Genomic DNA, 25,158 nt, shown 5'->3' on the forward strand with positions numbered 1-25,158 from the left:
CGGGCACGAAAAAACGTACGGACCCTGCGGTCAACAGGGTCCGTACGTTCTCTATCGCTCTCATCGGGATCGGGTACACAACCGGTCCCGACTCGACACGAGGTGTGGCGCCGCGCGGATCAGCGCTGTGCCGAACTCGATCCGGTTCAGCCGACGCGGATGAACTCGGGGCCGGAGCCCACGTAGGCGCTGGTCTTCACGGTCTGGTTACCGTTCCAACCGCCGTGGATGGCCTGGCCGTTACCGGCGTAGATGGCCACGTGAGCCATGCCGGAACCGCCGTTGGCGTAGTAGGCGATGTCACCGGCGCGGGCCTGGTCCGCGGAGACCTGGGTGCCCAGCGACTTGTAGCTGGCCGGCCAGCCGTGGTGGTTGATGCCCACGGCCTTGAGGGAGTTGGTCACCAGCATGGTGCAGTCCTGGGCCACACCGAGCTGAGCCTCGGCGGCACCCAGGATGGCCTGGCCCTTCGCGGAGCCGGACACGGAGGAGGCCTTGGCGGCGGGAGCAGCCTGAGCCTTCGCCTGGGTGTTGGACTGCGTGGCCACCTGGGTGGCGGCCTGAGCCTGGGGGGCAGCCTGCGCCTTCGGGGCGGCCGGGGCCTGCGGAGCCTTGTAGGACGCGGGCTGGGCGGCAGCGGCACCCTGGGCGGGGGCGTAGTTCGGGATCACCGGGGAAGCCACAGCGGCGCGCTTCTCGGCGGCGGCCTCCTTGGCAACGGTCTGAGCGGTGGCGGGAGCGGCGTGGCGGCCCTGGGCCACCGGAGCCTGCTCGGCGACCGAGGTGACGTTCTCGGAAGCGGTCACGACGGTGGGGGCTGCAGCCGGAACGGCGGGAGCCTGCAGCGGGGTCACGTCGGCCACGGGAGCGGCCTGGACCACGGAGGGCTGAGCGGGAGCCTGAGCGGCGGGCTGCGCCTTCTCGGTCTTCGCGGCGTTCTGCTCCTTGGCAGCGTTCTCCTGGGCCTTGTCGGCCTTGGCGGCGGGCTCCGCGGAGACGGTGTTGTCGGAGGCGGGAGCCTCGGACACAGCGGCGGCGGGGGCCTGCTCGGAGGCATTCTGCGTGGCCTGCACGGACACGGTGGTCGCGAGGGCCAGGCCTGAGAAGGCCGCGACGGCGGCGACGGTGCGGGCCTTACCCGCGAAGAGGCCCTTGGCGGCGTGAGGAGCGGTTTCGTTCGACATTCGTGTGGTTTCCTAACACGTTCGTGTCCACCCAGGGCACGGAGGTGTGCGGTGACCGGCACATCCGTCAGGACGCAGCAGCGGTGCACGGATTTGGGCGGGAGATTACTTTCGGTTTTCAGGTGGTTCCGGCGCGGTGTGCCGACCGAGGTCCGGGGACCCGGCCAGCACACCCGGCCGCAATGTGGCTCGGTGTGGACCGCGCATCATGCTCGGGCGCGGTGTCACCGGGTCACCGGAAGGTGTAGTAACCGTCCAGCTGCATGGCATTCACGGAGTGAACCTGAGTGCCCTGCGAGGGATTGAGAGCGGAGATCATCTGGCCGTTGCCGATGTAGATCCCCACGTGGGAGCCGCCGTTCTGGGAGACCAGATCGCCGGGCTGCGGGTTGGAGGTGGGGGTGCCAGCGGCGAACTGGGCCCAGGTGGTGCGGGGCAGGTTGATGCCGTTCTGGGCGTAGGCCCACTGGGTGAAGCCGGAGCAGTCCCAGGCCTTGAAGCCGACGCCGCCCCAGACGTACGCGCCGCCGATGCCCTGGTAGGCGGTGCCCACCAGACCACCCGTGGAGTGGTTCGACTGGGTGCTCACGCTGGCGGCGGAGCCCACGGTGTTGGTGGTCTGCATGGTGTACGACGCGTTGTAGGCCTGCACCGAGGAGGTGGACGCCTGGTAGCCGTAGGAAGCCGTGGAGCCCAGATCGATGGGACCGCTCGAGGCCTGCGCGGGGGCCGCGAGGCCGACCACGGCGGCACCAGCGACGACCGTACCGATAGTGGTGTTACGCACGAGGTGCGACTGCGTCTCTGCGCGGTGCCGGGCAGAGTTCTGCTTCATGAAAGACATGTGTGTTCCTCCCTGCGCCTACGAGGTGAGCTGTCGGGTTCGGATGGGAGACATCCGGCCGCACGCACCTAGGTGCCGTGCTGGCTTGACCCCGAGGACCCGTCTGATGCAACGAGTCCGGAAGTGGTTCCCCCGCTTCTGCCATGCGGATGTTCTGTGTACGGGTCCCGGAGCGCATGGCAGAACTCGGCGAACGCTCGGGAGTGGCGATCCGACCAGTGATCGGCACGGGCATGACTGTACAGGATGGATAACGAAAATGTCACGTTTTGATTACAGCCGGTCACGCATCGGGCATCGGTCGTTATGAATCACCGTGGATTACCACGACCGTCGATATCAATCGGCCGCCTCAGCACGCCCGCCCGCTCGAAAGCCCACACCACGGAAAGGGCTCCTGACCTGCGGTGATACATGGCTCACCCAGTGAGCGAAGGTCGAAACCGCACCGATCACCCGTGATTGTCCACACAGTCGAAAGATCACGGTCAACTTCTCGAAGATCACGGCGCGTCGCGTTCCGACGTCACCGGAAGCAACCGCGGAGAGACGCAGCGGCGATCAGGCCTCGGCGGCGGCCACCCGAATGGCGCGCGCGGTGGCGGAGTCCAGGTCCAGGGACACTCCCGAATCGACCCGGGTCACCACGACCCGGTTCTCGTCCCCGGGGTTGATCTCGGCCGTGACCCTGGAGCCCGTGAGAATGCCCGCGGAGCTGAGCATCTCGATGAGTTCCTGATCCGCCTGCACCACTTCCGGCAGCAGCCGGACCACGTATTCCGTGGAGTCCTGGGCTCCGGCGACCTCGAGCAGGGTGAGGCCGTCGAAGACCTCGGCCGCGGCACCGGTGCCGTGGTGCTCGCCCCGCCCCGGGATGGGCGTGCCGTACGGGGAGTTCTCGGGATCCCCCAGGAGGTTCACGAGCCGCTGTTCCACGCGCTCACTCATCACGTGTTCCCAGCGGCAGGCCTCCTCGTGGACGTGCGCCATGTCCAGGCCCACCACATCCGCGAGGAGTCGTTCGGCGAGCCGGTGCTTGCGCATCACGGACACAGCGGTGGTGCGCCCGGCCTCGGTGAGTTGCAGGGAGCGGTCCGGCGCGACCGAGAGCAGGCCGTCGCGCTCCATGCGGGAGACGGTCTGAGACACGGTGGGGCCGGAGTGGTGCAGGCGTTCCACAATGCGGGCTCGCATGGGGGTGATCCCCTCTTCCTCCAGCTCCAGCACCGTGCGCAAGTACATTTCGGTGGTGTCGATCAGATCGCCGCTCATGGTTCGTCCTCAGATTTCTGCGCACCACAGCGCGCGGGTCAACGACCCCCGGTGGGGGCTGCCGTTCAGCCTAGTCTGAATGATTCAGGATAATTATAGCCAGTGGGTGTCCTGGCGGCAGGCGTCTCGAACGCGCCATCGACTCCCCGGGCGGGCACAATGGGGGACACACCCGACCGCCCGCCAGAGGAGCCTTCGTGACCAGCATGCCCGTGATCCCCCCGTCCCTGTTGCCCGCGGATGGCCGTTTCGGCGCGGGCCCGTCCCGGGTGCGGGCCGAGCAGGTGGCCGCGCTCGAACGCGGTGGCAGCACGCTGCTGGGTACGTCCCACCGCCAGGCCCCGGTCAAGAACCTGGTAGCGCAGGTGCAGGAGCGCCTCGCCGAGTTCTTCGCACTGCCCGAGGGGTACGAGATCGTGCTGGGTCTCGGTGGGTCCAGCACCTTCTGGGACAGCGCGGCCTTCAGCCTCGTGTCCCGGCGCGCCGAGCACCTCAGCTTCGGGGAGTTCGGCGCCAAGTTCGCGCACGTGACGGATCGCGCACCGTTCCTCGAATCCTCCGTGGTCATCGAGGCCCCGGCCGGTTCGCGCCCCGAGGGGCCTCGCGTGGCGCCCGGGGTGGACGTCTACGCGTGGCCCCAGAACGAGACTTCCACCGGCGTCGCCATGCCCGTACAGCGCGTTCACGCGGACGACGGCGCTCTGACGGTCATCGACGCGACGTCCGCCGCGGGTGGGATGGCGGTCGACCTCTCTGAGACCGATGTCTACTACTTCTCCCCGCAGAAGAACTTCGGCAGTGACGGCGGGATCTGGTTCGCCGCCTTCTCCCCCGCCGCGCTCGAGCGGGTCGAGCGCATCGCAGCGTCCGGTCGCTGGATCCCGGACGTGCTGTCCCTTGCCACGGCCGTGGAGAACTCCCGCAAGCACCAGACCTACAACACCCCCGCACTCGCGGGGCTCGTGATGCTCAACGAGCAGGCGGGCTGGCTCAACGCCCAGGGCGGTCTGGACTGGGCATCCCGCCGCACGGCCGAGACCTCGGGGCTCGTCTACGACTGGGCGCAACGCAGCGACGTCGCCGCCCCGTTCGTCACGCTGGCCGAGCACCGCTCCCCCGTGGTGTGCACGGTGGACTTCGACGACGCGGTGGACGCCGCCCGGATCGCGGCCGTCCTGCGCGCGAACGGCGTGGTGGACGTTGAGCCGTACCGCAAGCTCGGGCGCAACCAGTTGCGGATCGCCACGTTCGTCTCCGTACCGTCGGAGGACGTCCGCGCCCTGTTGGAGTGCATCGACTGGACCGTGGCGAACAGCCTGGACTGAGCGGACTCAGCCGCGCGACGTCGTCCCCGGCGTCGCCGTGGACGACGTCGTGAGCTGCCGTTCCCGGCGCAGTCGCCACGCGAAGCACGCGCCGATCAGCGCGCCCACGACCCCGGCGAGCACCGCCGCACCCATGCCCCACCGCGCCCCGAGCGTGTCGGTCAGCCACCCCACGGTGGGTGCGCCGATCGGCGTACCGCCCATGAAGATGGCCATGTAGAGACTCATCACGCGCCCGCGCATCGCGGGTGCGGTGGTCGTCTGGACATAGGCGTTGGCGGTGGTCATGATCGTGAGCGACGCGATGCCGCACGGGATCAGCCACAGCGCGAAAACCCACAGCGTGGGGGCGGTGGCCGCACCCAGGCACGTGATCGCGAAGGCCACGCAGCCTAAGAAGATGTAGCGCAACCGCGCCCGCGCGCGGCGGGCGGAGAGCAACGCCCCGGTCAGGGTGCCTACTGCCAGGATCGAGTTGAGGACGCCGAACTCCTCGGAGCCGCGCCCGAACACGGAACCACCCATGGCCGCGAGGAACACGGCGAAGTTCATCCCGAACGTGCCGATCATGAAGATCGTGCTCATGACCGCCACGAGGTCCGGGCGGTGGAGCACATAGCCGATGCCCTCCCGGATCTGCCCGCGTGCCCGCCGCGCGCGTGGAGCGGGGCGCAACTTGGCGGCGTCGATCAGCACGATCGCGCAGATCATCGCGGCGAACGTGAGGGTGTTGATCATGAAGACCCACCCCGTGCCCACGGCGGCGACCAGCACACCGGCGACCGCGGGACCGATCAACCGCGCCGAGTTGAACGATGTGGAATTCAGGGCCACTGCGTTGGACACGTGGGTGTCCGGGACCATCTCCGAGACGAACGTCTGCCGGACGGGGGCGTCGAACGTCGCGACGATCCCCAGGCCCAGCGCGAACGCGTACACGGTGGGCAACTGCGCGACGTCCAGGAGCAACAGGATGCCCAGCCCCAGGGCCAGCAGTGCCATGACACCCTGCGTGATCACAAGGATCCGGCGCCGGTCGTAGCGGTCCGCGAGCACCCCCGCGTAGGGGGCGAGCAGCAATTGCGGAACGAACTGTAGGGCCATCACCACGCCCATGGCCGTGGCGTCGTGATCGGTCAGTTCATCGAACACGAGCCAGGACTGGGCGGTGCGCTGCATCCACGTACCCACGTTGGACACGAGCGCACCCGTGAACCACAGACGGTAGTTACGGATGCGCAGGGACCGGAACATCCCCGACTCCGGGACCGCCGGCGGCGGGGTCCCGGGGGCGGCGGCCGGTCCGCTGCCTACGATGCTGAGCCGTCCTCGGCGTCTTCCGATGCAGCGGACTCGTCCTCGGTGCGGGAGGTCTCCCCATCGGTGGAGGTCTCCTCGGCGGGTGCGGTGTCACCGTCACCGGCGTGCTCGGCGTCGGCGGAGTCCTGCCCGTCGCCCGGGTGCTCGTCCCCCTCCGCCGGGGAGTCGTGCTCGTCCTGCGCCTCCTGCTCCTGCAGCGCCTGCATCCGCTCCTCCCACGGCACCCAGTCCGGGGCCAGGAGGGAATCAGGACCCGCCACGAGGCCGGTCTCGCACACGGTCACGTGCTTGCTGCGCGGGGCCCGGGCCACGGTCGCGTACCACGCCCAGCCGGGGTAGCCAGCCAGGCGACAGTCGAAGAGGTGGGTCAGCAGCCGGTCCTCGTGCACGGTGACACCGAGGTGTTCCCCCACCGAGGACGCGTCCGCCACGGGGGCCAGCACGGCCTCCCGCGCGAGATCCACCGCGCCCGTAAGCACCGGGTCCTGCTTGGGTGTGCGTGTACGCCCCGTGGGTCGCTGCGGAGCGGTCTCCGCGGTGGTCTCAGACATCGAGCTCATCCGCCACGGTGCGCAGGATGGTCGCGATCTTCTTGCCGTGCACGTGGTCCGGGTACCGCCCCCGGCGCAGTCCGTTGGACATCCCGTCCAACAACCGGATGAGGTCCTCGGTGAGCACGGCCATCTCCTCGGGGGGCTTGCGCGTGTTGCGAGCCACGGACTGCGGCTTGCTCAGTAAGGTCGCGGACAGGGCCTGCGCACCGCGCTTGCCGTCCGCGATCCCGAAATCCATGCGGGTCCCGGGCTTGACCGTGGTGACCCCCTTGGGCAGGGCGGACGAATGCAGGAACACTTCCTGGCCGTCGTCGGTGGCCAGGAAGCCGAAACCCTTGTCTGCGTCGAACCACTTGACCTTGCCCGTGGGCACGCGGATCACCTCAGTCTCTCGTCGCCGTGTCTGCGCGGCCACCGACGGGAACGCGGGCGGCTCGCGAAGTCAATAGTTTAGTCCCCTCATGATCGCCCCGGGCCCGGATTCAACCCACCGCGTAACCGGTCCTTGCTACCGTGAGGACCATGTCCGAACCCACCGTTCCCACCGCATCCGGCCGCACCTCCCCGAGCCCTCGCCGGGGCATGTCCCCCCTGCTCGTCGTCGCACTGGTCCTCGCGTTCATGTGCGCGCTGTCGCTGGTGGCGGTGCTCGTGGCGGCCGCCGGAGGGCACGTGATCTGGGGCGGGTTCACGGTCTTCCCCGCGATCTTTCTCCCCGTGGCCTTCCTGCTGATGTGCGTGGAACTGTTGCGGGGCGCGCGACGGCGCTCGGCCCGCTGAGGCGCGCGCAGCGGCGTCGCCCTTCCAGATAACGGACGGCCGGAGAACAGAATCCATTCAGGAAACTTGGAGATACTGACGGGCGTGAACACGAAAACACCCGAAGCGAAACTGCTCGTCGTCGACGACGAACCCAACATCCTGGAACTGCTGGCCACCTCCCTGCGATTCGCGGGCTTCGAAGTGGTCACCGCGGCGAACGGCCGGGACGCCCTGCTCAAGGCCGAGGCCGAGGACCCGGACCTCGCCGTGCTGGACGTCATGCTCCCGGACATCGACGGATTCTCCGTGACCCGCAAGCTGCGCGCCGCCGGACACCACTTCCCCATCCTGTTCCTCACCGCCAAGGACGACACCGACGACAAGGTCGCCGGCCTGACCGTGGGCGGTGACGACTACGTGACAAAGCCGTTCAGCCTGGACGAGGTCGTCGCCCGCATCCGCGCCGTCCTGCGCCGCACCCAGCCGCTCGAGGAGGAGGACTCCCGGCTGCGCGTGGACGACCTGGTCCTGGACGACGACGCCCACGAGGTCTTCCGCGGCGGGCGCGAGATCGACCTGTCCCCCACCGAGTTCAAGCTCCTGCGCTACCTCATGCTCAACCCCAACCGGGTGCTGTCCAAGGCCCAGATCCTGGACCACGTGTGGGAGTACGACTTCAACGGGGACGCCTCCATCGTGGAGTCCTACATCTCCTATCTGCGCCGCAAGATCGACAACGACCCCGAGCAGCCGTCCCTGATCCACACCAAGCGCGGCGTGGGTTACCTCTTGCGCTCGGCGGACAAGCGCCACTGAACCGTTGAACGTCCTCACCCGCCGGTTCCGCTCCGCATCCCTGCGTTCCCAGCTGATGGCCCTCACGGGGCTGTTGCTGGCCATCAGCATCTCGGTGACCACGCTCGTGGCCGTGTCCGTGCTGCGCGACTCGCTCGTGACCAGCATGGACCAGGAACTGCGCGGGTCCGTGAACACCGTGGCCCCGGTGCTCACGGGAGCGCTGCAGGGTGACGTGACCACACCGGTGCCCAATTCGGGGTACCTGCTGGATCAGAACGGCAACGTGGTGGCGAGCGCTCGCAGCGGTACCGGCACGTCCCCGGACAGCTCGAGTCCAGATCTGAGCGGGATGACCCTGGACTACGTCATGGCCCACGACGGCCAGGCGGAGACCGTGGGATCCGTGGGCGTCCCCGAGCGCAAGTGGCGGGTGGTGCCCACCAAACTCACGGCGTTCGACATGTCCGTGGTCGTGGCCGAACCCCTGGACCGCACCAACGCGATCATCTCCGGCGTGGGGTTGCTGACGTTCAGCTTCGGCCTGGCCACCCTGCTCGCGGCCATGACCGTGGGCTGGGTCATGGTCACCCGGGCGTTCCAACCGTTGCGGCAGGTCGAGGCCACGGCCGCCCGGATCGCGGAGGGGGACCTCTCCCAGCGCATGGAGGGTTACAACCCCCAGACCGAGATCGGACAGCTCTCGGGCTCGCTCAACGCGATGCTCGGCCACATCGAGGACGCGTTCGACGCCCGCACCCGCTCCGAGATCAAACTGCGGCGGTTCGTCGCGGACGCCTCCCACGAGCTGCGCACCCCCCTGGTGTCGATCCGCGGGTACTCGGAGTTGTACCGCCACGGCGCGCTGCAGACGCCCGAGGACGTGGGCAAGGCCATGGAACGCATCGAGTCCGAGTCCAAGCGGATGACCCAGCTCGTGGAGGACCTGCTGACCCTGGCCCGGTTGGACGAACGCCGGGTCGCCACCACTCGACCAGTGGACCTCTTGCACCTGGCGTACGACGCCGCGTCCGACGCCCACGCCACGGCACCGGACCGCACGGTGCGGGTCGTGGGGCTGCACGACTCCCAGCCCGAGGCCGCGTGGGTGCACGGGGACGAGTCCAAGCTGCGCCAGGTCGTGGCCAATCTGATCACCAACGCCCTGCGCTACACCCCCGCGGGATCGCCGCTCGAACTTGCGGTGGGTCTGGAGAGTGCCGTGGACGGCGGGTTCACCTCCGTGCTGCAGGTGCGCGACCACGGGCCCGGTATCGACCGGGAGGACGCCGAGCGCGTCTTCGAACGCTTCTACCGCGCGGATTCCTCCCGCACCCGCGAGACCGGCGGCACGGGGCTGGGCCTGTCCATCGTGGCCGCGATCATCGCCCAGCACGACGGCGCGGTGAAACTCGAGGAGACCGACGGCGGTGGGGCGACCTTCACCGTGCGGATCCCCCACACGAAACCTGTGGACGAGGACTCCGAGGACGCCTGAGTCCCCATCCCCTCCCTCTCCGGGGCGTTGCGCGGCACGTGCTGCCTAGCGTGGATCGGGCCCGGGAACCCACCGGCCACCGCATCCGCTCCAGGGAGGAAACACCATGGCCCACTTCGTCGTGGACAGTGACACCATTGCCGCCAAGTCCCAGCAGGCCCACGGGCACATCGAACGGCTCAGCTCCGAGGTCAACGGTATGAGCGCCACGCTCGCCGATCTCCAGGCCTCGTGGACCGGCACCGCCTCGGCCAGCTTCCAGGAGGCCTTCCACTCCTGGCGCTCCGCGCAGGCCCAGATGGAACAGGCCGTGGCCCAGATCAACCAGGCGCTCGCGACCGCGGGCACCCAGTACGCCGAGACCGAGGCCGCGAACGCGCGGATGTTCGCCGGGTGAGCCCGGGCTCAGACCTCCGCCGTGACCTGGTGGTACCGCAGTAGCCATGGGCCCATGTCGTGGTGCTGGTCCTCGCGGACCCACACGGAACTGCGCCGGGTCACGACGGATGTCTCCTCGAGCCGGTAGCTCACGTGGTAGGCGTGCGCGCCCAGGGCCGTGACCCGCAGCTCCCGGGGCTCACACCCTGCCGCTTCGACGATGCTCAGCACGGACTCGGGGGCTGCCGTGGCACCTCGCCGGTCCACGCACACCAGGTCGGGGTGCAGGGACTCCCCCGGTCCACCGGGAGCATTCCCGCGGCCGAGGACCGTGGCCTCACGCGAGGCCGCGTCCGAGATGAGATGCTCGGGGGTGCCGTCGGAATCCGGGGAGTCCGTGGAGTCCGTGGAGTCCGTGGAGTCCGTGGACCCAGCGTGACCCGCCGGGAGGTCCTCCGGGGAGGCCCACGCGGAGAAAAGATCCGGTCCCACGTCTCCCGCCTCGATTCCGCGGCCCGCGTCGTCCCGGAAGCCCGGCCCCGCGGGCATGTCCTCCGGCGCGGTGCCGGACTGGTAGGCCGTGGCCATGGCGCGGGCGCGCTCGTCCGCGGCCTCGTTGAGCTCGTGACCCGCGTGCCCCTTGACCCACTCGAAGCTGACGTCCCGACCGGAGAGCTCGCGGTCCAGCGCCTTCATGATCTCCACGTTGAGCACGGGTTTGCCGTCGCGCTTCTTCCAGCCCTTCTTCTTCCAGCCCGGCATCCACTTGGTGACCGAGTTGATCACGTACTGGCTGTCGCACAGCACCCGCAGCGGTTCGTCCGCGCGGTGCCGGGTGGAGCGGAGCAGATCGAGCACCGCGGTGAGCTCGCCCATGTTGTTGGTCCCGTGGGCCCAACCCCCCGCGCGCCACGAGGTGGGATCGATGTACCAGGCCCACCCCGCGGGTCCGGGGTTGCCGAGTGCGGAGCCGTCCGCGGAAGCGATGATCGTCATGCGCTCATCCTCGCAAAACCTCCCGACACGTTGAACCACCGCCGCTGGCAGGCGATCGCCCGGTCCCGCATCGGCCCGCGGTTCAGCGGACCGCCCCGGGGCCACCACCTGGGCGCGCGAAGAGCACCCGGGTGCACGAGCACTCCCGGAGATGCGAGAACCCCGGGGACAGCACGTGTCCCCGGGGTTCTCGCAATGTCCGCCCGTGTAGCGGGCGGAACTCACTCAGAAGAGCGAGATCACATCATGCCGCCCATGCCACCCATGGGATCGGCACCCGCGCCCGCACCGGCGGCCTCGGGCTCGGGCTTGTCCGCGACCACGGCTTCGGTAGTCAGGAACAGCCCGGCGATGGACGCCGCGTTCTGCAGGGCGGAACGGGTCACCTTGACGGGGTCGTTGATGCCCGCGGCCATGAGGTCCTCGTACTCGCCGGTGGCGGCGTTGAGGCCCCAACCGGTCTCGAGCCCGCGCACCTTGTCCACAACCACGCCCGGCTCGAGACCGGCGTTCAGCGCGATCTGCTTGAGCGGCGCGTCGATCGCGACCTTGACGATGTTGGCACCGGTCGCCTCGTCCCCGGACAGCCCGAGGGACTCGAAGACCTTGGCACCGGCCTGGATCAAGGCCACGCCACCACCGGCGACGATGCCCTCCTCCACGGCGGCCTTGGCGTTGCGCACAGCATCCTCGATGCGGTGCTTGCGCTCCTTGAGCTCGACCTCGGTGGCGGCACCCGCCTTGAGGACGGCCACTCCGCCGGCCAGCTTGGCCAGGCGCTCTTGCAGCTTCTCGCGGTCGTAGTCGGAGTCGGAGTTGTTGATCTCCGCGCGGATCTGGGCCACGCGACCCTCGATCTCCTCCTGCGTACCGGCGCCGTCCACGATGGTGGTCTCGTCCTTGGTCACCACGACCTTGCGGGCCTGGCCCAGCAGGTCGATCGTGGCGGACTCGAGCGACAGGCCCACCTCTTCGGTGATGACCTGGCCGCCGGTGAGGATCGCGATGTCCGCAAGCTGCGCCTTGCGGCGGTCACCGAAACCGGGAGCCTTGACGGCCACGGACTTCACGGCACCGCGCATCTTGTTCAGCACGAGCATGGCGAGCGCTTCGCCGTCCACGTCCTCGGCGATGATCAGCAGCGGCTTGCCGGCCTGCATGATCTTCTCGAGTACGGGGACCAGGTCCTTCACGGCGGAGATCTTGGAGTTGACGATCAGGATGTAGGGGTCCTCGAGGACGGCTTCCTGACGGTCGGCGTCGGTCACGAAGTAACCGGAGAGGTAGCCCTTGTCGAAGCGCATGCCCTCGGTCAGCTCGAGGTCCAGCCCGAAGGTGTTGGACTCCTCGACGGTGATGACACCTTCCTTGCCGACCTTCTCCATGGCCTCGGCGATGAGCTTGCCGATCTCCGGGTCCGCGGCGGAGATGGACGCGGTCGCGGCGATCTCCTCCTCGGTCTCGATCTCCTTGGCGGAGGACAGCAGCTGCTCGGTCACGGCGGCCACGGCCTTCTCGATGCCACGCTTGAGGGACAGCGGGTCCGCACCGGCGGCCACGTTGCGCAGGCCCTCCTTCACGAGGGCCTGGGCCAACACCGTGGCTGTGGTGGTGCCGTCACCGGCGACGTCGTCGGTCTTCTTGGCGACCTCCTTGACGAGCTCGGCGCCGATCTTCTCGTACGGCTCCTCGAGCTCGATCTCCTTGGCGATGGACACGCCGTCGTTGGTGATCGTGGGGGCGCCCCAGGACTTCTCGAGGACCACGTTGCGTCCGCGCGGGCCGAGGGTGACCTTGACGGCGTCCGCGAGGGTGTTCAGGCCCCGCTCGAGGCCGCGGCGGGCTTCTTCGTCGAATGCGATCATCTTTGCCATGTGTTTCGTCCCTCCTGGACGGTTGACAAACAAGACTTGTCATCACGATGCCCGCGACGGACGGTGCCGCGCCGCGATCCTCACCGCGCCGCAACCACCTCACCGTGATGTCACTCGTCCGCCGCGCGACCACCACCGGACCCGGTTAGCAGTCCACGCGACTGAGTGCTAATCCCATAGTGGCACTCGTCATGCCGGAACCGCAAACGCCCTGCGTCCAGTGGACTCAGGTTTCGTCCCCGGCTGAACGGGCGGCTCAGGCGGCCGCGGGGGCTCCGGGCACGACGTCGCTCGCGGCCGTCCCGAGCGCCACGGCACCCACCGCGGAGGCACCGGCCGCGGCGTCGTCGTCCGGGGACACCGCAACGGCTGCGGCGGAGAGGGCGAGCGCTTCCTGGGCCGTGCGCGGGGCGTTCACGAAGGCCACCGCCCCCAGGACGAGGGCGAGCACACCGGTCACGAGGATCGCCAGGAACTTGCCCCGGGACCCCGCTCGGGCATTCGGGTTATGGCCTCGGTGGGCACCCTGCCGGGCGCCGTCCTCGGGGACGTCGTCGAACTCGTCACGGGGGTACTCGCTCATGCTGTGGCTCTCCTCAACGAACGGCGGGATCGGGGGCGCCGACCCGCGGATGCCGGGACCGTGGGACGGCGTGCGCCCCGCCTGCCGGACCCGCGGCGGCCAGGGGTCCGCGGTGCGCTGCCCACTATCCCACGCGCACCCGGGGACCCACTCAGCGATTGCGCGCGCGGCGCAACCGGGAGATCAGCATGGGGGCGTGGCGCGCGGCGGCCTCTGAGGAGATCAGGGCGTTGAGCCGCTGATAGTAGTGCACGGGGCTCAACCCCAGGCGGGAGCGGATCGCGGACTCCTTGGCGCCGCGGTACTTCCAGTGCTCGGACTCCAGGTCCAGGATGGCCCGGTCGAGCTCGTCGAGGCCGTCGCCCGTGGTAGACATGGGCTCAACCCTAACGCTCCGGGCGGTACCCGGAGGCCGCACGCCCTGGAGGTCGCACCGTGAACACCCCGCCCCCGTTGCACGAGATCATGAACGAGGAGTGGGCCCGTGCCTTGCAACCCGTGGAGCCGCAGATCCGGGCCGTGGGCGAGTTCCTGCGCGCCGAACACGCCGAGGGCCACCACACCCTGCCCGCTGGGGACCACATCTTCCGCGCGCTTCGCGAGCCGATGTCCGCGGTCAAGGTGTTGATCGTGGGCCAGGACCCCTACCCCACCCCGGGCCACGCGATGGGCCTCTCGTTCTCGGTGGCCCCGGACGTGCGCCCGATCCCGCGGTCCCTGCAGAACATCTACAAGGAACTGCACTCCGATCTGGGGATCACGCCGCCCGCGCACGGGGACCTGTCCTCGTGGGCCGAGCAGGGCGTCATGCTGCTCAACAGGGTCCTCACGGTGCGCGCGGGCTCCCCCGCGTCCCACCGGGGCAAGGGCTGGGAAGCGGTCACGGAGTGCGCGATCCGCGCGCTCGGGGCGCGCGAGCAACCCCTCGTCGGCATCCTGTGGGGTCGCGACGCCCGCGGCACCAAGGACTGGCTGGGTGGGGCGCCCACCGTGGAATCGGTGCACCCGTCCCCGTTGTCCGCGTCCCGGGGGTTCTTCGGTTCCCGCCCGTTCTCCCGCGCCAACGAGCTGCTGCAACAACAGGGCGCCCAGCCCGTCTCGTGGGAACTGCCCGCGTAGCAGCACCTACGCTGGACGCATGGCACAAACTCCGGCGCGACCCCGCAAACCCCAGCTCAACCTCACGGTTACGGACCGGATTCAGCTCTCCCCGGGCATGGTGCGCGTGGTGTGCAGGATCGAGAACGCCGAGCAGTTCCAGGACATGGAGGCGCCGGAGAAGTACGTCAAGCTCGTCTTCTTCTCCGCAGCCACGCTCGCGGCGACCGCGCCCGGCGCGTTCCCCGACTACTGGGCCGCGCGCGAAAACGCCGCACCCCAGGACCAGCCCGTCACGCGGCACATGACCCTGCGCCACACGGAACCCGACACCGAGACCGTGTGGATCGACGTCGCCCTGCACGGCACCGAAGGCTACGCGGGGCCGTGGGCGGATGCCGCGTCCCCCGGCGACCGGATCGTGGCGCTCGGCCCGGGCGGCAAGTGGATCCCGGATCCGGCCGCCGCGTGGAGCGTCTTCGCTGGCGACGACGCCGCCGTCCCCGCCGTGCTCGCGAACCTCGAGGCGCTGCCCGCCTCGGCGCGCGGAGAAGCCGTCCTGGAGGTCGAGGACGCCTCCCACGAACTCGACCTCACCGACCTCGCGATCCCCGAGGGCGTCCGGGTGCGCTGGGTGCACCGCGCCGCTCAGCAGGACGGTGAGCGCGCCCTCGTGACGGGACTCGCGAACGCCGCGTGGCCCGAGGACACCGCGGGGGTGCAGGCGTTCGTGCACGGCGAGCGCGAGGCCATGAAGGCTGCCCGGAAGGAACTGCTCGACGTCCGCGGGCTCGAGCGTTCGCAGGTATCCCTGTCCGGGTACTGGGCGGCCGGGCGGGCCGAGGAGACGTTCCAGGCGGAGAAGAAGCTGCCCGTGGGCAAGATCCTCTGACCGGTCAGCGGCGGCGGTTGCGCCGCTGGGAGAGGTACTGCATCCGCTCGATGAACGGGCGCATGAGGTACTTGGCGAGCACCACGCCCGCCGCGAGGAGCACGATGGACACCATGGCGTTGACGAGTCCCGTGATGCCGTCCCCCGTGGTCTCGTTCTCCACGGTGATCGCGTACATTCCGCGGAACAGGCTCAACCCGGGCAGCAGGTAGGTCATCGCGGGGATCGCGAGGATCGCCTGCGGGATCTTGGCCCTCGCCGCGAGCAGCGCGGCCACGCAACCGCTCGCCACAGCCCCCACGCCCGTGGCCAATCGTGTGCTGGGATCGAAGCTGCCGATGCCGTGGTAAAAACCGAGGCCCACGAGGGCCGCGGCCACGGCGGGCAGCAGGTGACGCGGCTTCGCCTGCATGGTGATCGCGATCAGAGCGGTGGAGATCAGCATGAACACCGTGTTGGTCATGGCTGCCGCGGGTGTGAACCCGGACTGGGAAACGTCAATCCGTGGGACCCCCAGGTGCGCGGACAAGGTGATCCCCAGGGCGATCCCGGCCACGATCCCCAGGAACGCCATGGCGGTGGACAGTAGTCGTCCGGCCGCGGTCACGGGGAAACCGTTGATCGCGTCCTGCATCGTGGAGACCATGCGGGTGGTGGGCAACAGCATAATGATCCCACCGGCGATGACCCTGGGCGGGGACACCTCGACCCCCACCGCCGAGATCAACAGGGCACCGAGCGTGACCACCAGGGCGTTGGCCGCGAGGGAGAAGAACTCCGGGATCCGCCACGCCCCCAGTTTCGCTGTGACGGACTGCACCACCACGGAGGAGACCACGGCCACGAGCGCACCGGCCGGGCTGCCGCCGATCGCCAGCGTGATGGTCCCCGCCGCGATCACCGTGGCGAGCCACACGACCCACTTGGGGTAGGGCTTGGGCCGGGCGTTGATCCGGGCGAGCTCCCGTTCGGCGTCCCGCAGGGGCGTGTTGCCCTCGATGATCCGGGTCACGAGCTGATGGGAGTCCGCGAGACCCGAGTAGTTGTCGGTCCATGAACGCACCACGCGCATCACGGTGTGGCTCGAGGTCGAAGAATCGCCCCACGGGTCCTGGCCGGTGCGCGGCGCGGAGCTCCCGCGCTGCTCCCCCGTGGTCCCGGGTGTGCCCGCCAGGGCGGTCGCGGGGTGGGCGGAGGAACCGGTGTCCTCGGTGACCCGCCGCGGGGCCTCGCCGGCGGCGGTGAGTTTGCCCGTGGCCGTGGTCTCCGCGACGTAGTTGATGGTCACCGACTGGTTGGTGATGTCCACGTCCAGGTTCTCCACCCCGTACGTGGCGCACACCGCGATGATCGCGTTCTCCACGTCCAGCGCGTCCGCGCCGTAGTGGAACATGGTCTCGGCCAGGCGCAGCGCGAAGTTGAGGGTGCGCCGGGCCTGGCGGTCCGTGCTGTCCCCGAACTTGCGCAGGTGCTGGAACGGTGTGGCGGTGAGCCGGTCCACCACACGCATGGGCGCGGTGGGCGCGGCGTCCCCCTGCACGAGGGAGCGCAACAGTGCCTTGGGTGCCCGCGACGGTTTGACCCGGGTTGCCGGGTACACGCCCCGCGAGATCGCGGTGGTCGCGGGCGCTGGCTCGTGCGCCACGGTTTCCGGGCGCTCCACGGGTGAGCTCGCGGGGGCGGTGCCACGCCGGGACGGGCTGCTGATGGGTTCGGTCAATGCCGCGGGAACCGCCGCCCGGTGCCCCTGGCCCGCGCGGTCGGCGGCGATCTGGCCCGGTGTGAGGACGGGCAGGGAGGAGACCTGCGGCGTTCCGGTGCCGGTCGCGGGACCGTGCCCGGCGCTGCGGGGACGGACGCCGGGGACCCGCAGCTGCGACGTCGTCCGGGTGTCGGTGTGCACGGGCGCGCTACGCAGTTCCGCCCGGGCGGCCTGTTCCTCGGTGGGGCGCGGTGCGTAACGCGTACGACGCCGCGGACTCGTGTGCTGCACGGCGTCGCGCAGCGCGGTGTCCCCGGCGGGACCGAACGGTTCACCGTCCACCGCGTGCGGGCCCGTGCTCTCACCCGAGGACGGGTAGCCCTGGTGCGCCAGACGCGTCAATTGCTCGCTCACGCTCACGTGGGATCACCCTTCCCTGCCGCCGCAGGCACTGTTCGACTCCTGTGTGCTGGGGTGCGGCCCACACGCATCCGCTCGCGCGCCCGTGCTCGCCCACGTCCTCGCCTGCGGGCGAGCGGGGGCCGGGTGGAGGGGCCGCGGCCGCCGGTCAGTAGAAGGGCTGACCCGTGCGGCGCACCCACAACTGGCGCTGTACCTTCTCCGCCACGTTGTTCCACACAGCGTATTTCGCGCGGCTGAGTGGCTGATCCCAAACGCCCACGTAATCCACGACAGTCTTGGTGAAGCTCGTCTTGAACAACCCCAGACCGTAGTAGGGGTGCTCCTTGTTCTTGAGCTGGTCGGAGGGCGGGGTCCCGCAGAAGTCGTACTGGGTGATCTCGTGGTCCTGCTTCAGGTCCGTGATGGCGCTCCACTGCACGAGGTGCGAGTCCCCGTACTGCTTGCGCCGCGGCTTGGAGCCGCCGTCCTTGTAGGTGCCCTTGCGCCCGTAGGAGATCACGTAGGCACCCACCGAGGGCTTGCCGTCCTCGTACGTGAAGTAGAGCCGGCCCTGACCGCGATCGGCGAAATTGTTCCAGAACGCCCGGTAGTACTCGTAGGAACGCAGGGTCACCTTGGCGTGACCCTGACCCACGGAATCCATGAGCGCGTACATCGCGCGCATGTTCTCCTCCGTGAGCGGGACCTGGTCCACCTCGCAGCCCTCGCGGGTCGCACGGCGCACCGCGTTGCGACCCCGCGAGTGCAGGGACTTGAGCAGGGCCTTCTCGTCCATGTCCGTGTCCAGCACGGCGGTGGAGTCGTTGGGCTGAATCTCGAAGGACTTCACGAGTCCACTGCGCGCCATCACGCCCGCGGCGTAGTCGGAGGCCACGATCTCGGGTTCGTACTTGATCGCGAACACGCCGCGCGCGGGACCCGCCACGAAGCGCTCGTTGGCCGCCACGATGCCGGGGATGTCGTCCACGCTCGCCACGTCCGGGCCCTTGATCATGTACCACAGCCTGCCCAGGGCGGGCACGGACTTCTCGAGCACCAGGTTGTAACTGGGCTGCGAACCGTCCGTGGGTTCGTACACCACGTACTGCGGCTTCCACCCGTGGTCCTTCTTGACCAGCGCGAACGCCTCCGACTGCAACAGGTTGCCGCCCGAGGGGTTGGCCGTGACGTGGGAGTCCCACTCGGCGATTTCCTGATCGGTGGCAAAACGTGCCGTGAATTCTCGCAAGGCTCTCTCAATCCTGTACAGGGGGCACTGACGACGTGAGGCGGCGCCGCGCTGTCGCGGCACCGCCTCACATGGTATCCCTCGGGCTCAGGCGAGCCCGGGGTTGCGGGTGCGTGAGTCGTCGGAGGGGTCCACGTGATCGGAGTCCGGGGACGGGTCGCTCGTCGTGTGCTGGGCACCGGCCGCGTTGCCAGGCTGCCCCTCGGGACGCCGGCTCGTGCCCGCGGTGGACTGCCCGGGGTTCGCCTCGGAGGCCTGCCCCGCGGACGGCCCGCTCGTGCGCGGCGTGGCGGACTCGGTACCGCGCTCGCCGCCGCGGGCACCGGACAGCGCCGGCTCGCGATCGTCCGCCGGCATGACGTCGCCGGGTTCCAGCGGGCTGCGGCCCTTGAACACGTACTTGCCCGGGTGACCCGGGGTGAACTTGTCCGGATCGGCGTAATCCCAGTCCTCACCCCAACCGCCTTCGACGCCCTCGAACAGCTCGCCCGGCGTGAGCCAGCGGTAGAGGGTCTCGTACGAGATGCTCTGGGTGGCCGTGACCTTGCGGCGCAGCATCTGACGCGTGAGCTCCTCGGGGTGCTCGCAGCCCATGGTGGAGATGATCTGGCCCGCTTCCTCCACGGTCAGGCGGTGGTAACGCTCCACGCGGTCACCCTTGTCCTCGATGTCGAGGGCCTTGTAGAGCTTGGGGTTCTGCGTGGTCACGCCCACGGGGCACTTGTTGGTGTGGCACGCCTGGGCCTGGATGCAGCCCACGGCCATCATCATGGCGCGCGCGCTCATGCAGAAGTCAGCACCCTGGATGATGTGGCGCACGATGTCGTGGCCCGAGGTGATCTTCCCGGCGGCGCCGATCTTGATCCGGTCCCGCAGTCCCGCACCCACGAGCGCGTTGTGCACCAGGATCAGACCCTCCACGAGCGGGGTGCCCACGTGGTCCTGGTACTCGAGCGGTGCGGCACCGGTGCCGCCCTCGGAACCGTCCACGATGATGAAGTCCGGGGTGACCTTCTCCTCGATCATGGCCTTGCAGATGGCCAGGAACTCCACGCGCGAGCCCACGCACAGCTTGAAGCCAATCGGCTTGCCGTTGGACAGTTCCCGCAGGTGGGCCACGAACTGGATCAGACCGTGCGGCGTGGTGAACGCCGAGTGGCTGGCCGGGGAGATGCAGGTCTGGCCCACGGGGACCATGCGCGCCTCCGCGATCTCCTCGGTCACCTTGGAGCCCGGCAGCACGCCGCCCAGGCCCGGCTTGGCGCCCTGGGAGAGCTTGATGTTGATGGCCTTGACCTGCGGCAGGTTGGACTTCTTGCGGAAGGCCTCCGGGTCGAAGTTGCCGTTCTCGTCACGCGTGCCGAAGTACCCGGAACCGAACTCCCAAATGATGTCGGCGTCGTGGGCGAGGTGGTACTTGGTCAGCCCGCCCTCACCGGTCTCCTGCGCGAACCCGCCCATGGCCGCGCCCTTGTTCATGGCGAGCACGGCGTTCTTGGACAGGGAGCCGAAGCTCATGGAGGAGATGTTCAGCAGCGAGGCGTCGTACGGCTGCTTGCAGTCCGGCCCGCCCAGGCGCACGCGGTGCTCGCTCTCCGGGGCCGCCTTGGGCGCCACGGACTGGACGAAATACTCGTAGCCCGGTTCGTTCACGTTGAGCTCGGTGCCGAACGCCTTGTCGCCCTTGAAGCCCTTGGCCCGCGAGTACACGAGCGAGCGCTGGTCACGGTTGAACGGCTTGCCGTCGTAGTTGCGCTCGATGAAGTACTGCTGGATCTCGGGGCGGATCTTCTCCATGAAGAACCGCGCGTGCCCGAGCACGGGGAAGTTGCGCAGGATCGAATGCCTGCGCTGCGTCGCATCGCGGATGCCCACGAGCAACAGCAGGAAGAAGATGACTGCGAGGATCCACCATCCCCAGGGACCGAAGACCGCTGCGAGAACCGTGGCAATCGTGGCCACGACCAGACCGGTCAGAATGAGAAACCGCACCATGCGATTCACCGTACTCCTCGCCCTGGGCCCCGACCCCGGTCACCGGAATGAGACGATCACCCCCCGGGAAAGCGCCGACGCCGGGTGCCCACACAGGGGCGCCCGGCGTCGGCGGTGGTGAGGATCACTCGGCGTCGAGGTCCGTCTCGATGATCGAGGCGAGGTGCTCGAGGGCTTCCTCGGCGCCGTCGCCGTCGGCCGCGAGGACCACCTTGTCCCCGTGGGCCGCGCCCAGGGACATCAGGGACAGCACAGAGGACGCGTCCATGCCCTCCTCGGCGTCCTCGCCCTCGGCGCGGATGGTGATCTCCAGGTTCTCGTACTCGCCGGCGGCCTCCGCGAAGATCGCGGCGGGCCGGGCGTGCAGCCCCACACGGGAGGCCACGGTGGCAATGCGTTCTGACATGTCAGCTCCTTGCTGGGTCGGTTCGGGTGACGCTGGTTCGGGCGGGGTCACAGCCCCAGTTCGTGCAGCACGGGCAACTGTGCCCGCACGGCTTCCTTGGCCTCGCGCGCGCTCGTGGCGGACACGGCGAGTGCGGCCAGCCGCTCGGCCTGGGCGGTGTCCACGCGGGCGAGCACGGCGGCGACGGCGGCGAGCGAGCGCGCGCTCATGGACAGGGTGTCCACCCCGAGCCCCACGAGCACCACGGCGAGCGCGGGGTCCGCGGCGGCCTCGCCGCACACGCCCACGTTCTTGTGTTCACCGGACGCGTCAGACGCCGCTCGCGCACCCGCCGCGGTGCGCTCGATCATGCGCAGCACGGCCGGTTGCCACGGGGAGTTCAACTCGGCGAGTGCACCCAGCATGCGGTCCGCGGCCATCGTGTACTGGGTGAGGTCGTTGGTCCCGAGCGACACGAAGTCCACGCGCTCGAGGATCTGCTCGGCGGTGATGGCCGCGGCGGGTGTCTCGACCATGACGCCGGTGACCTGCAGCCCCTCGGCGCTCGCGAGTTCGTGGAACCGGGCGGCCTCCTCCGCGGTGGCGATCATGGGTGCCATGACCCACACGTGCGCACCGGTCTCCCGGGCCGCCGCCGCGATCGCCTCGAGCTGGCGCTGCAGCACGCCCGGGGTGGTCCAGTCGGTGCGGTAGCCGCGCACACCGAGCGCGGGATTGGGCTCGGTGGTGTCCGTGAGGAAGGGCAGGGGCTTGTCCGCCCCGGCGTCGAGCGTACGCACGACCACCTTCTTGCCCTCGAACGCCGCGAAGATCTCGGCGTACGCCTGGGTCTGTTCGGCCACGGTGGGTTCGCTGTCCCGGCCCAGGAAGCAGAACTCGGTGCGCAACAACCCCACGCCCTCGGCGCCGGCCTCGGCAGCCGCGCGGGCGTCGTCGCCGGTGCCCACGTTGGCGAGCAGCGGGACCTCGGTGCCGTCCGCGAGCGCGCCCCGGCCGTCGAAGGACGCGAGTTGCGCGGCCGCGCGCTGCCACGCGGTCACTGCCTCGCGTTCGTGCTCTGCCGGTGCCGCGACGACGGCGCCCTCGGCACCGTCCACGAACACGGGCGTCCCCGCGGGGACCTCGAGGATCCCCTCGACGGCCACGGCGGCCGGCAGCCCGAGGTTGCGCGCGAGGATCGCCGTGTGGGACTGGGGTCCGCCGGAGGCTGTCACCAGCGCCACGACGACGTCCGGATCCAGCACCGCGGTGTCCGCCGGTGCGAGGTCCTCGGCCGCGAGCACGAACGGCTCCTTGCGCTGGGGCACACCCGGGGCGTCTTCCCCGCGCAGTCGGGCGACGATGCGCGCGCGGACGTCCTCGATGTCCGCGGCACGTTCGGCCATGTAGCCGCCCATGGCCCGCATCTGGTCCGCGTACGCCGTGGCAGCCTGCCACAGCGCCCGCTCGGGGCTGAGCTGCTGATCGGTCACGAGCTTGCCCGCGTTCTTGATCAGGGCCTTGTCCCCCGCCATGAGGGACGTGGCCTTGAGTACCTCCGCCGCGGATTCCGAGCGCGCCCGAGCGGCCCTTTCCTTGAGCTCGGCCTTGACCTCGAGCGCCGCTGCCTTGAGGCGGTCGATCGCGGCCTCGGCGTCCCCGGTGAGCGGCTCACCCTCGGGCGGCTCGCTCACGGCGGGTGCCATGTGCACCACGGGGGCGATCACACGCCCGGGGCTGACCCCCGCACCGCGCAGTTCCACGCGCTGCTGTGCGGCACCGGTCACGTCGTTGTCAGTCATGATGTCTCACACTTCCACGGTTTGTTGTGTCTGCGGAACCCCGGGGACCTCGCCCACGTGCTTCTTCACGTTGCCAATGCGCTTGAAGAGGGTGACCAGCACGGCGGTGACCACGGTGCCCGCCAGGATGGCGGCCACGAAGCCCCAGCGTCCGTCCACGACCGGCAGGATCCAGATCCCACCGTGCGGGGCAGCCGAGGTCACGCCCCACGCCATCGTCAGGGCACCGGTGATCACGCCACCGGCCATGGAGGCGGGGATCACGCGCAGCGGATCGGCCGCGGCGAACGGGATGGCACCCTCGGAGATGAAGGACGCGCCGAGCAGCCACGAGGTCTTGCCGTTCTCACGCTCCGCGGCGCTGAAGTACTTGCGGCCCAGCACGGTGGAGGCGAGCGCCATCCCGAGCGGGGGCACCATGCCCGCGGCGATCACGGTGGCCATGATCTCCTGCGGCGCCGTGTTGGTCACGGTCGCGGCACCCAGTCCGGCCACGGCGAAGGAATAGGCCACCTTGTTGATAGGACCGCCCAGGTCCGAGCACATCATCAGACCAAGCACGGCACCCAGGGTCACGGCCGAGGCACCGCTCATCCCGGCGAGCAGGCTCGTGAGCCACGTCATGAACGCGGCGATGGGCCCGCCGATCAGCAGGAACAGCAACCCGCCGGCGAACAGCGTGGCGAGCAGCGGGATGATGACCACGGGCATGAGTGATCCGAGCCAGCGGGGCAGTCGGGGCAGCGTCAGCCAGTACGCGCAGATGCCAGCCAGCAGACCGCCCACGATGCCGCCGATGAACCCGGCGCCCATGAAGTTGGCCACGAGACCGGCCGCGAAGCCGGGGGCGATGCCCGGACGGTCCGCGAGCCCGTAGGCGATGTAGCCCGCGAGCGCGGGGACCAACAGGCTGATCGCCAGGTTGCCGGTCTTGAACAGCACGGCACCCAGGTACATGGCCAGGGACACGTCCCCCAGGTTGCCCAGGGTGGTGGTGGCCAGGATGTCGTCGGCCTGCTGGGCCACGAGCACCGGGTCCGCGATCATGAACGCGATCGCCATGAGCAGACCGCCCGCGGCCACGAACGGGATCATGTAGCTGACACCCGTCATCACGGCCTTGCGGATCCGCGTGCCCCACCCCTCGCTGCCGGTCACGGCGGCGGAGATCTCACCGCCGTCGCCCGTGACCTTGGACGCCTGGGGATCGTCCGCGGCCTCGAGGGCCTCCTGGATCATCTCGCGGGGTTCGTCGATCCCGCGCTTGACCGCGGACGCGATGTACGGCAGACCCGCGAACCGCGAGCGCTCCCGCACGTCCACGTCGGTCGCGAAGATCACGGCCTCCGCCTGACCGATCACGGCCGGGTCCAGACGCGTGGCGCCCGAGGAGCCCTGGGTCTCGACCTGCAGGTCCACCCCCATTTCCTGGGCGGTGTTGGTCAGGGCGTCCGCGGCCATGTAGGTGTGGGCGATGCCGGTGGGGCACGCCGTGACGGCCACGAGCCTGCGCGGACCTCGGGCGCCCGCGTCATCGGGCGCCGTCGACGTCGCGGATTCGGTCAGCGGCGCGTGCGTTCCGGTGGGTGCCTGCGTCCCGGCGTTCGACGCCGCGGTCGCACCGCTCGCACCAGCTACGGCTGCGCCGGCAGCGGCACCGCCGGTTCCCGTGGCAGCGGACCCGTCGGCACCGGTCGCGGCGGGACCGGTCGCGGCGGAGGATCCCGCGGCCGCGGTTCCGGTCGCCGCGGTGGGTGCCGCAGCGGCGTCGTCCGGCTGCGGAGCGAGACCGAGGGCCGTGTCCACGATGTCCACGACCTCCTCCGGCGACTGCGCTGCGCGCAGGGACGCCACGAAGGGCTTCTTCATGAGGGAACGTGCGAGCTTGGACAGCAGCTTGAGGTGCTCCTGGTCCGCGCCGGCCGGTGCGGCGATGAAGAAGACGATGTCCGCCGGTCCGTCCTTGGCCCCGAAGTCCACGGCGGGGGCGAGCCGCGCCATGACCAGCGTGGCCTGCGTGACGGCCTCGGACCGGCAGTGCGGGATGCCGATCCCGCCCGGGATCCCGGTGGCGTTCTTGGCCTCCCGGGCCAGGGCGTCCGCGGCGAGGGAAGCCGCGGTGCTCGCGCGGCCCTCCCGGTGGACGGTGGCCGCGAGTGCACGGATCACACTCTCCGTGGACTCGCCCAGGTCCCGGTCCAACAGGACCAGGCCGGGATTGATCAGATCTGACATGTCGGTGCTCCTT

23 protein-coding genes and 1 riboswitch are annotated in these 25,158 nt (G+C 69.7%); of the genes, 7 read left to right on the forward strand and 16 right to left on the reverse strand.

Translation table 11 applies throughout. The features are described from left to right. Nucleotides 1-146: 146 nt before the first annotated feature. The 3 genes from HBK84_RS09710 to HBK84_RS09720 all read right to left on the reverse strand — a co-directional run bounded on the left by HBK84_RS09710 (nucleotide 147) and on the right by HBK84_RS09720 (nucleotide 3,300). Entirely contained in the window at nucleotides 147-1,184 is a 1,038-nt protein-coding gene (locus HBK84_RS09710; RefSeq protein WP_167318776.1) for an NlpC/P60 family protein, read from the reverse strand. A gap of 232 nt (nucleotides 1,185-1,416) precedes the next feature. Beyond that, entirely contained in the window at nucleotides 1,417-2,028 is a 612-nt protein-coding gene (locus HBK84_RS09715) for a C40 family peptidase (RefSeq protein WP_144998660.1), read from the reverse strand. A gap of 3 nt (nucleotides 2,029-2,031) precedes the next feature. Then, nucleotides 2,032-2,230, reverse strand: a riboswitch (cyclic di-AMP (ydaO/yuaA leader). Nucleotides 2,231-2,589: 359 nt separating this feature from the next. Next, complete coding sequence (locus tag HBK84_RS09720) at nucleotides 2,590-3,300, reverse strand: metal-dependent transcriptional regulator (RefSeq protein ID WP_064847209.1); 711 nt, start codon at nucleotides 3,298-3,300, stop codon at nucleotides 2,590-2,592. 206 nt (nucleotides 3,301-3,506) lie between these two features. Here HBK84_RS09720 and serC point away from each other — a divergent pair, with 206 nt between their 5' ends. Then, nucleotides 3,507-4,625, forward strand: coding sequence for a phosphoserine transaminase (gene serC / locus HBK84_RS09725; RefSeq protein ID WP_167319192.1), 1,119 nt, complete (start codon nucleotides 3,507-3,509; stop codon nucleotides 4,623-4,625). 6 nt (nucleotides 4,626-4,631) lie between these two features. On the opposite strand, the gene HBK84_RS09730 is transcribed toward serC, so the two are convergent. Genes HBK84_RS09730 through HBK84_RS09740 form a run of 3 tightly spaced genes read right to left on the reverse strand, consistent with a single transcriptional unit; the run spans nucleotide 4,632 to nucleotide 6,872 of the window. Further along, on the reverse strand, nucleotides 4,632-5,879 hold the full coding sequence (locus tag HBK84_RS09730) for an MFS transporter (RefSeq protein ID WP_144998658.1): 1,248 nt from the start codon (nucleotides 5,877-5,879) through the stop codon (nucleotides 4,632-4,634). A gap of 56 nt (nucleotides 5,880-5,935) precedes the next feature. Continuing rightward, nucleotides 5,936-6,496 carry a DUF3027 domain-containing protein gene (locus HBK84_RS12895; RefSeq protein ID WP_240918948.1) on the reverse strand — a complete coding sequence of 187 codons (561 nt, stop codon included), beginning with the start codon at nucleotides 6,494-6,496 and terminating at the stop codon, nucleotides 5,936-5,938. Then, the gene (locus HBK84_RS09740; RefSeq protein ID WP_098054966.1) at nucleotides 6,489-6,872 is read right to left on the reverse strand and encodes a cold-shock protein; all 384 of its coding nucleotides are present in this window, start codon (nucleotides 6,870-6,872) and stop codon (nucleotides 6,489-6,491) included. The genes HBK84_RS12895 and HBK84_RS09740 overlap by 8 nt, the downstream gene beginning before the upstream one ends. A 149-nt stretch (nucleotides 6,873-7,021) precedes the next feature. Here HBK84_RS09740 and HBK84_RS09745 point away from each other — a divergent pair, with 149 nt between their 5' ends. The 4 genes from HBK84_RS09745 to HBK84_RS09760 all read left to right on the forward strand — a co-directional run bounded on the left by HBK84_RS09745 (nucleotide 7,022) and on the right by HBK84_RS09760 (nucleotide 9,951). After that, nucleotides 7,022-7,279, forward strand: coding sequence for a hypothetical protein (locus HBK84_RS09745; protein WP_085107046.1), 258 nt, complete (start codon nucleotides 7,022-7,024; stop codon nucleotides 7,277-7,279). An 84-nt stretch (nucleotides 7,280-7,363) separates the two neighbouring features. Then, on the forward strand, nucleotides 7,364-8,077 hold the full coding sequence (locus HBK84_RS09750) for a response regulator transcription factor (RefSeq protein WP_167318778.1): 714 nt from the start codon (nucleotides 7,364-7,366) through the stop codon (nucleotides 8,075-8,077). Between the two features lie 4 nt (nucleotides 8,078-8,081). Continuing rightward, entirely contained in the window at nucleotides 8,082-9,554 is a 1,473-nt protein-coding gene (locus HBK84_RS09755; protein WP_179861285.1) for a HAMP domain-containing sensor histidine kinase, read from the forward strand. A 106-nt stretch (nucleotides 9,555-9,660) separates the two neighbouring features. After that, nucleotides 9,661-9,951 (forward strand): WXG100 family type VII secretion target, encoded by a 291-nt coding sequence (locus HBK84_RS09760; protein WP_064847213.1) that lies wholly within the window; start codon nucleotides 9,661-9,663, stop codon nucleotides 9,949-9,951. Nucleotides 9,952-9,959: 8 nt separating this feature from the next. Here HBK84_RS09760 and HBK84_RS09765 read toward each other — a convergent pair whose 3' ends face one another. From HBK84_RS09765 to HBK84_RS09780, 4 genes are all read right to left on the reverse strand, one after another. After that, the gene (locus HBK84_RS09765) at nucleotides 9,960-10,928 is read right to left on the reverse strand and encodes an RNase H family protein (protein ID WP_167318779.1); all 969 of its coding nucleotides are present in this window, start codon (nucleotides 10,926-10,928) and stop codon (nucleotides 9,960-9,962) included. A 239-nt stretch (nucleotides 10,929-11,167) separates the two neighbouring features. Further along, nucleotides 11,168-12,802: a chaperonin GroEL gene (gene groL, locus HBK84_RS09770; protein WP_064847215.1), complete on the reverse strand. Its 1,635-nt coding sequence runs from the start codon at nucleotides 12,800-12,802 to the stop codon at nucleotides 11,168-11,170. 256 nt (nucleotides 12,803-13,058) lie between these two features. After that, nucleotides 13,059-13,385, reverse strand: a complete 327-nt coding sequence (locus HBK84_RS12900) for a hypothetical protein (RefSeq protein WP_240918949.1) — start codon at nucleotides 13,383-13,385, stop codon at nucleotides 13,059-13,061. 151 nt (nucleotides 13,386-13,536) lie between these two features. Next, nucleotides 13,537-13,761 carry a DUF3263 domain-containing protein gene (locus HBK84_RS09780; protein WP_035963809.1) on the reverse strand — a complete coding sequence of 75 codons (225 nt, stop codon included), beginning with the start codon at nucleotides 13,759-13,761 and terminating at the stop codon, nucleotides 13,537-13,539. Between the two features lie 59 nt (nucleotides 13,762-13,820). Here HBK84_RS09780 and HBK84_RS09785 point away from each other — a divergent pair, with 59 nt between their 5' ends. Then, entirely contained in the window at nucleotides 13,821-14,504 is a 684-nt protein-coding gene (locus HBK84_RS09785) for a uracil-DNA glycosylase (protein WP_206051961.1), read from the forward strand. Between the two features lie 19 nt (nucleotides 14,505-14,523). Next, nucleotides 14,524-15,375 (forward strand): siderophore-interacting protein, encoded by an 852-nt coding sequence (locus HBK84_RS09790; RefSeq protein WP_144998650.1) that lies wholly within the window; start codon nucleotides 14,524-14,526, stop codon nucleotides 15,373-15,375. 4 nt (nucleotides 15,376-15,379) lie between these two features. On the opposite strand, the gene HBK84_RS09795 is transcribed toward HBK84_RS09790, so the two are convergent. From HBK84_RS09795 to HBK84_RS09820, 6 genes are all read right to left on the reverse strand, one after another. Next, the gene (locus tag HBK84_RS09795; RefSeq protein WP_240918951.1) at nucleotides 15,380-17,491 is read right to left on the reverse strand and encodes a threonine/serine exporter ThrE family protein; all 2,112 of its coding nucleotides are present in this window, start codon (nucleotides 17,489-17,491) and stop codon (nucleotides 15,380-15,382) included. Between the two features lie 154 nt (nucleotides 17,492-17,645). After that, on the reverse strand, nucleotides 17,646-18,728 hold the full coding sequence (locus HBK84_RS09800) for a peptidoglycan bridge formation glycyltransferase FemA/FemB family protein (protein ID WP_035963815.1): 1,083 nt from the start codon (nucleotides 18,726-18,728) through the stop codon (nucleotides 17,646-17,648). An 87-nt stretch (nucleotides 18,729-18,815) separates the two neighbouring features. Further along, nucleotides 18,816-20,723 carry an FMN-binding glutamate synthase family protein gene (locus HBK84_RS09805; protein WP_167318781.1) on the reverse strand — a complete coding sequence of 636 codons (1,908 nt, stop codon included), beginning with the start codon at nucleotides 20,721-20,723 and terminating at the stop codon, nucleotides 18,816-18,818. A gap of 124 nt (nucleotides 20,724-20,847) precedes the next feature. Beyond that, nucleotides 20,848-21,129, reverse strand: a complete 282-nt coding sequence (locus HBK84_RS09810) for an HPr family phosphocarrier protein (RefSeq protein WP_035963817.1) — start codon at nucleotides 21,127-21,129, stop codon at nucleotides 20,848-20,850. Between the two features lie 47 nt (nucleotides 21,130-21,176). Then, nucleotides 21,177-22,910, reverse strand: coding sequence for a phosphoenolpyruvate--protein phosphotransferase (ptsP, locus tag HBK84_RS09815; protein ID WP_167318782.1), 1,734 nt, complete (start codon nucleotides 22,908-22,910; stop codon nucleotides 21,177-21,179). Between the two features lie 6 nt (nucleotides 22,911-22,916). Then, nucleotides 22,917-25,145 carry a fructose-specific PTS transporter subunit EIIC gene (locus tag HBK84_RS09820; RefSeq protein WP_167318783.1) on the reverse strand — a complete coding sequence of 743 codons (2,229 nt, stop codon included), beginning with the start codon at nucleotides 25,143-25,145 and terminating at the stop codon, nucleotides 22,917-22,919. Nucleotides 25,146-25,158: the final 13 nt, after the last annotated feature.

The sequence above is a fragment of the Kocuria sp. KD4 genome (assembly GCF_011769905.1).
GTDB lineage: Bacteria > Actinomycetota > Actinomycetes > Actinomycetales > Micrococcaceae > Kocuria > Kocuria marina.